General features: G+C 29.3%; 5 protein-coding genes. All 5 read right to left on the reverse strand.

The annotated features are described in order from the left end of the window. Window positions 1-398 precede the first annotated feature (398 nt). On the reverse strand, window positions 399-1,223 hold the full coding sequence (locus AMS59_RS13685) for a hypothetical protein (RefSeq protein ID WP_053484300.1): 825 nt from the start codon (window positions 1,221-1,223) through the stop codon (window positions 399-401). An 83-nt stretch (window positions 1,224-1,306) separates the two neighbouring features. Then, complete coding sequence (locus AMS59_RS13690) at window positions 1,307-3,496, reverse strand: restriction endonuclease (RefSeq protein ID WP_053484301.1); 2,190 nt, start codon at window positions 3,494-3,496, stop codon at window positions 1,307-1,309. A gap of 305 nt (window positions 3,497-3,801) precedes the next feature. Beyond that, entirely contained in the window at window positions 3,802-4,737 is a 936-nt protein-coding gene (locus AMS59_RS13695) for a hypothetical protein (RefSeq protein WP_156304662.1), read from the reverse strand. A 323-nt stretch (window positions 4,738-5,060) separates the two neighbouring features. Next, entirely contained in the window at window positions 5,061-6,791 is a 1,731-nt protein-coding gene (locus tag AMS59_RS13700) for an ATP-dependent endonuclease (RefSeq protein WP_053484302.1), read from the reverse strand. Between the two features lie 190 nt (window positions 6,792-6,981). Continuing rightward, on the reverse strand, window positions 6,982-7,548 hold the full coding sequence (locus tag AMS59_RS13705; protein ID WP_053484303.1) for a recombinase family protein: 567 nt from the start codon (window positions 7,546-7,548) through the stop codon (window positions 6,982-6,984). Between the last annotated feature and the right edge of the window lie 350 nt (window positions 7,549-7,898).

Raw genomic sequence — 7,898 nt, forward strand, 5'->3', positions numbered from 1 at the left:
ACGTTCCAAAGAAAACTAATTAAAGCATACAACAAAGCGCCCACGGAAAAACACGTGGGCGCTATTTGACGCTTACATTCATATTAGCCATGCTTTTACCGCCTTTTTCAATGTATGCTAATCATCAAAAGCATACATTGAAAGCAGCCACTCCTATTGTAAATAGTTAGTTTATACAAACAAAAAAACCCTGCAATATTCACAGAGATTTTTACAATTTGTATTTAGTTAATTTTCAGGAAACCAATTTCTTCAACATAGAAATAGCTAAATTTAGAACAACTAAGGGTTTGAGGTTCTAACATTTCTCCACTAAAGAGAATTACATATTTACAAAATCAGTCCAAATACCTTATTATTACATATATTATATTGTACTTTAAACAAACAAGAATATCTTAAAAATTTTTATTTAAATATTTAATATAACTCATTAATCTTTCTATATAATATACAGCTTCATCTATTCCTATTTCTGAGATATGCTCATTATTACCATGTCTAACATCTAGATAATTTCTATGAGTATGATTCCATATCTTAAGACCATCAGTAATTATCATTATGTCTAACTGTTTATTCGCTCTTAATTTCTTATCAGCTTTTGGAAAATCTGATTCCCCTGTTATAGATTTCACATATCCTTCCGTAGCAGATAACCCATCCCTTAAAATATTTTTAATAGCCTTGTCGCCAGGCTTTTTGTTTAAGTTAATTACTATCTCTTGTAAATTTGCTATTGTATCTTTGTATTTATTTGGAATTACTTTTAAAACTTCTTCAATTTTTTCTACGGAATTTTCTACGCCTTCTCGCATATTCCAATTAATCCCGTAGATGTCGAATTCTAACATATAACCTAAATTGACTTCTTCTAGAAATTCATTTATTCCTTCACTACTACTAATTTCTTTAATAACGATTTCTAATCCTTCCATAACATAATGAAAACCTCTGTCATTTAATTTTTTAAAGCAACGTATTATTTCGTCTTCTAGATATTGAATTGGCATTAATTCCACAGGTTTTATTTTAGCTAGTCCAGCAATTTTATGTTGTAAATATAGTGCCTTTGTAACTACTTCATCTTCTTCACATTTCATTAACTCTTGATGAATATAACCTGATAGTTTGCTAAAAAAATCCATTGATAACTTGTTCATCAAATAATATTCATGTGAATATGTTTTATAGTTTTCATGTTGCTCTAAAAAATTGTTCATCTTTCCACACTCCTCTAAATATTCCTATTTCACACTAGCCTTGATAGGAGACAAATAACAATATACTCCCTCGATATCTATTGCTAAATCAAACTCTCGAATAAATCATCTACATAGCCATCATCAATATCTAAATTATTATATCTACGAAGACATATATAATCATCATCAGATACATTTTCAAGTGCTTGTGAAATTTCATCGCATTTTTCATGGATTTCTCCCACTTCCTTTACTACACTTATATCAAATATCCTACCTAGCTCTCCAACTACTTCTGTCGAATAGTACGAGCCTTGGTCGTCTAAATTAAAAATTATATCACTAACTAAATTTCCCAACATCTTTTGCTTATCAATCTTATTAAAGATTTCTTTTAATTCGTCTTGATAAAAATGATACAATTTAATGAGATTGATAACTCTATCATAACTTCCTGTGTTATCAATCAACATTGTTAGTGTTCCCACAATATCTACCTCTAAAGTAAGAATATCTTTATATTTAATTAATAGGTCAACAAATTCTTCTGAATAATCAATACTATAATTATCGTAAGCCTTTATCAATACTTCTTTAGCTATTCCTGTCCTAAAATCTACAAATTTATCTAATTTACTAATAGCTTGAATTTTTCCATCTACATTTTGACAGTCTTCGAATTCATCTAATCTTTTAATTATTATATCTATATATTCTCTTTTTAAATCTTCAGGAATTAGAAGTTTTCCTTGAACATTTGAAAATGAGAATACATCAAACATCGGATGGAAATATTTCGTAGTATTCCATAAAGCAGTAATATCTATATTGTTAGTATTATATTGAACTAAAAAATCAACAATTGATGGATTTAAAAAAACAATTATTTCTTTACCCGAAAATAGACTTTTGTGTACTTGAACAAAGGACTTTTCCAACTCTTTTATTCCCTGTTTAAAGGCTATACTTTCAAATCGTCTACCAAGATATAGATTTAACGCATTAAAATTATTCTCCAGATTTGTTAAAAGCACCTCGTTGTCTCCCATAATCATCAATAACTTTAAAATCCATCTAGAATAATCATTTATTTGACTTTCAAATATATGTCTCCAAGTGCTGTAGGGATAATCTAATTCATTTATAAAAGAATTAATGTACTTCTTATTAGAAATGTTAGAACAGGTCAATTCGTTAGTCATTCTACTAATTAAACGTGGACTATAATTAGGGTGTGTTATTATCTTTTTATATGCTCTTTCTTTTACTAAAATTTGAATAAACTCCTCAGGTAAATCTGAAAAAAATAAGTGATTATAAAGAATTTTAGCTTTAACATTTATTGTATAATTCTCTATGTTTAAGATAACTTTATTAATATCTATTCTCTTATCATCTAATAATTCATAATTAATTCGTGCTTGATTTAATATATACTCTCGTGTGGTCATTATAAAAATTGTATTATCAGATTTCATTACTTTTGTAATAAAATTAACGATTCTTCTATCCTCATTTTTTGTTAATTTATCATTAAGGAAATTCCTCCCTAAAAAATCATCATAATAAAATACTTGTTTCATCTCAGGTTTAAATAATTGCTCTCCTTCATTAATATCATCTGATACCTCAATAAATTCATAGCCTTGCCCTGAATATTCCAGATATAACATATCTGCAAGTGTTGTTTTACCTACCCCAGGTCCTCCTGACAATACTATAACTCTATTCTTTTCTAAATGTTTTAATGCTAAATCAAAGCTTTCATTCGGAACATACAAACTAATCTTTTCCTTTATTTGCTCTTCAGTAAATTTTGAACGATTAAAAACATCACTATGTAGAATAGTACTTAACACATTTGTACTAGATAGCCATAATTTATAATGTTTACGCTCAATGCTATGATGATTCTTTAAGATTGTTTGTAATTCATCTTTTCCATATATATATCCAGTGCTTTTAATAAATCCTTCAAATAAGTTTTTTATGGAAATTTTTTCATTTGGATTTAAAGGTGCCGAAGTCATTAAGATATATCTATCTGGTTTTAATTTTTTTACTTTTGCTACTTCTTTTTTCAATGTACTAAACAAACTACTATAATCTTTATATCTTTTACATTGGACTATTAAAACATCATCATCTGATGGAGCATATCTTAAATCAATTCCTCCATCTTTTCCTGTCTTAAAGTTTTCTAATCTGATACCTAATTCAATTTCTAATATATCCTTACAAAATAACTCAAACTCATCTGAAGAAAGAACTAAAAAATCATATTCACTCATTCTTTATCCACCTTTTAAAATCATATATCATGTATTATTTTAACATTTCCATAAAGTACAAAAGAACTTTATTACCCATCCCATAAAGGCTAAAAGTTGATACTATCTAAAGACGATGGAATTAGACCCGACGTTTGGAAATAAAAAACGAATGAAATTTTATCAATTTCATTCACTCTTTTTATTACCCTTTACCTTAAAAGATTCCTTAAATATTTTTGCCGCTCCTCGCTATAATTAATTCTTAAAACCTTGTCTCAACAACATTTTTTACATCAACATCATTGTGACTAAATTTATAGTTGTTATTTAATAGTTGCCTTAACTCGATTATCTAATAAAGAATACAGTTCTTCTTCTGTTTCCCAAACAAGATGACTATATTGTCTAGTATCAAAGTGTAAATCATCTAAGTGGTCTTTTCTGCAACACCAAATAACAGGTAATCCAAGTCCCATCGCATAACCCGCTTCAAAGTATACACCGCCACGATGCCCCGTAAAATCAGCAACAACAAAGTTACTTTTCTTTATATTCGCTATAATCTCATCATCTATTTTATTATTGTGTTGCACTTTATCTATTCTAATTGGTTCATACCCATTATCTTTAATGGCTTGTTCAATAGCATTAGTATATGCAGTTTCAACTTCTTCGTTAAACCACATTGCTACAAAAACTTGTTTACTGTCTACTTCCGAACTGTTGAGTTCATTTAAACGTTCCCAACCTTTTATAGTAATTTTAAAATTGTCAGGATACCCTTTGGAACCATAAATCATACCATTTTCAACCATATATGTAATCATACCTACTAGTTCATACTCATCTTCTGTTTCAACAAAAAATAAACTACTATCTTTTTCTTCAATGTAAACTGTATCCCCAGGATGTGCAATCAAATTAGAAAAATTCAATAATGTTCTATCAAATTTTTCAAAAATATTTTTAGGAAATGTTTTTAATAATTCATCTAAAACAACGATAGGTGTATTCCTATAATCTGTTGCTTCTTTCGGTTTATCTTTATATATCGCAATGGGCTCATAACCTTTTAAACTTCTTTCACGCAATATAGCTTTTAATTTACATCTTTTTTTGTTATTATCACCCAATTCATCATGAACAAATTCGGTTATAACATATCTACCACAAAGTTCACATTCAACAACGTCTACCCTACTTAAAGCATCCGTACTATGAACATTTGCTTTAGAATTACAAACTGGACAATTACTCATTAAAAATCCTCCTTTATATTTATATTTAATTCCATATATAGAACATTTATAAGGGTATTTTTCAAGACTTGAAATCAGAGTTGAGGCTAAGGATTTGGAGCTGAAAGTATTGTCTAAGTCTCTAAAACAAGAAATATTGTACTAGGAACAAGACATTTGCATTCGTTCATGAATCCGTCATTAGAGGTATCCATATATGTATGCCCTTGTTAAATACCTCGTCTCGAACAATACACCTCCCCCATAGTTTTTAACAACACTCTGAAACTTCTTTAATGAGAGAGGTATTTATGCAATTGCCGTAACTATTCAGACCTTCCGCACTATCCTTGAGGAGAACCTTCTTTTTCTTTCTCTTTTTGCCTTTTCGCTTCCTGTTCTTCTGAAACCTTTAGTTCAATCAATTCATTAAATAAATCATCGTAATCTGTTTCATTGAATATTTCTCTAAATCCTCCAATAATAACGGTTTCTTCATCACGATTTATAATATGTTTAAATAAGTCTTTTATTAATTTTCTCGCTTCGCCGAAACCATCTTCATCACTAGTTCCATGTAAAATTTGATATATTGTTTGAGTTTTTTTATCATTTTCTATATCTCCAATACCAATAGCATTCTCAAAATTAGATAATGACGTAAAGATTCTTGTTTCACTATTACTTTTTAGCTTAAATATGTTAATACAATTTGTTTTTTGAGCTTTTAACGTGGTAGATGCGTACCTTAAATGATTATCAGCATCATGCAAAACATCATATTTTGTTTTAAACTGATTAAGAATTTTCATTAATGTTCCAATTGTAGATTTACCTCTTGCACGAATTATGTGCACATTTTCATTCTCTACCTTTGCAAGGTGTTTAAAAGCAATATACTCAGTATCTCCCTCAACAATAACAATTTTATCCGCAAAGAAAAATTCATTAACATACGAATCCACGTAGTTTAAAATCTTCATATTCTTAATATCATCACTCTCAAATTGTTCACTATGAGATACAAATAGTTCAATGGCTTCTTGTTCACCAACTCGGAAAACTTGTATAGATGTATGATTCTCAGATAAATTTATTAATATAGGAGAATGTGTTGAAATCATGAGGGGCATCTTTTCTCCTATACTATAAAGAGAACTACTAAGGGCTCGAACGGCTTCTGGATGTAAGAAAGCTTCTGGTTCATCAATTAATAATAGCTTCTCATCACTTTCTCCCATGAGTTTTTTTTCTATCATATTTTGAATGAGATATATTAAGCTCATTCGTTGCAAACCAGTACCTTGATTAGCTAATGGCATTTCTGATTGCTTTTGATTATTAATGCAAACACTTGAATTTGTTGATTTTAAAATATCACTTGATGAAAACCCTGCACTTTCGCCACCAATAACTTTTAATGATAAATACTCGTTTGAAAATAAATTTTTTATATTGTCAGAAACATCACTGCTTATTTGTTCAAGGATTCCATCGGTATTTGATTTAAGTTTCTTTAAGAATTTAGGGTAAGATTCTCTGATTTTTGAATACTCATTTGCTAATTCTAACAAGTCTCTCTCTTCTTCAGTAGCATTTTCAATATCAAACCCTTCAATATTTCTCAAATCATTTTTTATTATTTCTGAATAAATTTCTTGAATTAAACCATTAATATCATCCGGCAGCATTGATGGGGTAATGTAAAAAGGCTTATTATTTAGGATTTCTTCTAGCTTATCTTTCAAAGCATGCGACCCTTTAATTTCAATACCACTTTCATCGTAAAAACTCGGTGCAGCTTCTTCTTTATATTTCTTCACAATTGTAAATTCTTCATCTGACTCAAAGGTAGCTATTAAAATTATTTCCTTATGCCTTTCAGAGAAACAATCGTTAGGAATAGTTTTTGGTTTAGTTTCCTTTTGAAAAAAACAGTTGATAGCTTCTAATATAGTTGATTTACCTGTATTATTTCTTCCTGTTAAAATTGCAATAGAGTCTTTCGAAAAATCCATGGTAAAGGTATCTTTAAAAACTTTATAATTTTTAACACTAAATTTTATTAATCTCACAAAATCAACCCCTTTTAGTATTATTTTACCATATATCCCAATTCACATATACTGAATCTTAATTATTAAAGTTGTAATTCAGTAGTTATTTCATTTTTTAGATAATATAATACTAGACAAATTAACTTCAAAAGATTAAATAAGATATAATTAATGAAATTCCAACTACATAAATACAACCACTCGTTTTTTAACCTTCATTAACAATTTTGTAAACAGTAGCTCTACTAATCCCATATTCCTTTGCAATATCTGTAGCACTTTCCCCCGCTTTGAAAAATGCTCTTACATGTTTTTTTACCTTATCATCAATAGCTGGTCTTCCTCCTACTCTCCCACGCTTACGAGCAGCTTCTAACCCAGCTATTGTTCTTTGCTGGATAATATCACGCTCAAACTCCGCAAAAACAGCAAGCATTCCAAACATAGCTTTACCAGTAGGTGTTGAAGTATCGAATGAATCATGCACAGAAACAAAATCTACTTCTTTTTCTTTTAAATGGTCTGTAAGCTCATACAGCTCCTTTGTACTCCGCGCTAGGCGATCTAACTTATACACCACAAACAAATCACCTTTTGTAGCTGCCTTCATTGCATTTACTAATTCAGTCCGTTCATTCTTACGACTTGAAATTTTCTCTACATATAGCACAAGCTCTAATTTCTTTTGCTCTGCATAATTTTGAATAGCTCGTTCCTGCATATCTAAATTCTGTTCTTCGGTACTTACACGGCAATATCCAATAATTCTGCTCAATATCTACACCACTTTCTATTTTCTCATACGTTTTAAATACTCTAGATAATAGACGAGTTTATAGACGAAAACAATAAAAAAAGAGAGCATAAACGTTAATTTACGCTCAGTCTTCAATTTGTCTACTAAACGAAGGTTTTATAGACGTTTTTTAATTTAGTTTATTTCTTCCTAATACTTGAAATGTTTTTCCACAATTATTTACTTAGAAGGAAATGTTCTCAAACAAAAAAAACAATTGGGCTAAAGCGTTGATTTAAAAATATAGCCCTACTCCCTCTATAAATGTTGATATATCAACGGTTTGACCCGCTTTTAAGATTGATAAAAAATTTTTTATCGCAATTTTT

Origin of the sequence: Lysinibacillus sp. FJAT-14745 (assembly GCF_001275675.1) — a bacterium.
Taxonomy (GTDB): Bacteria; Bacillota; Bacilli; order Bacillales_A; family Planococcaceae; genus Lysinibacillus.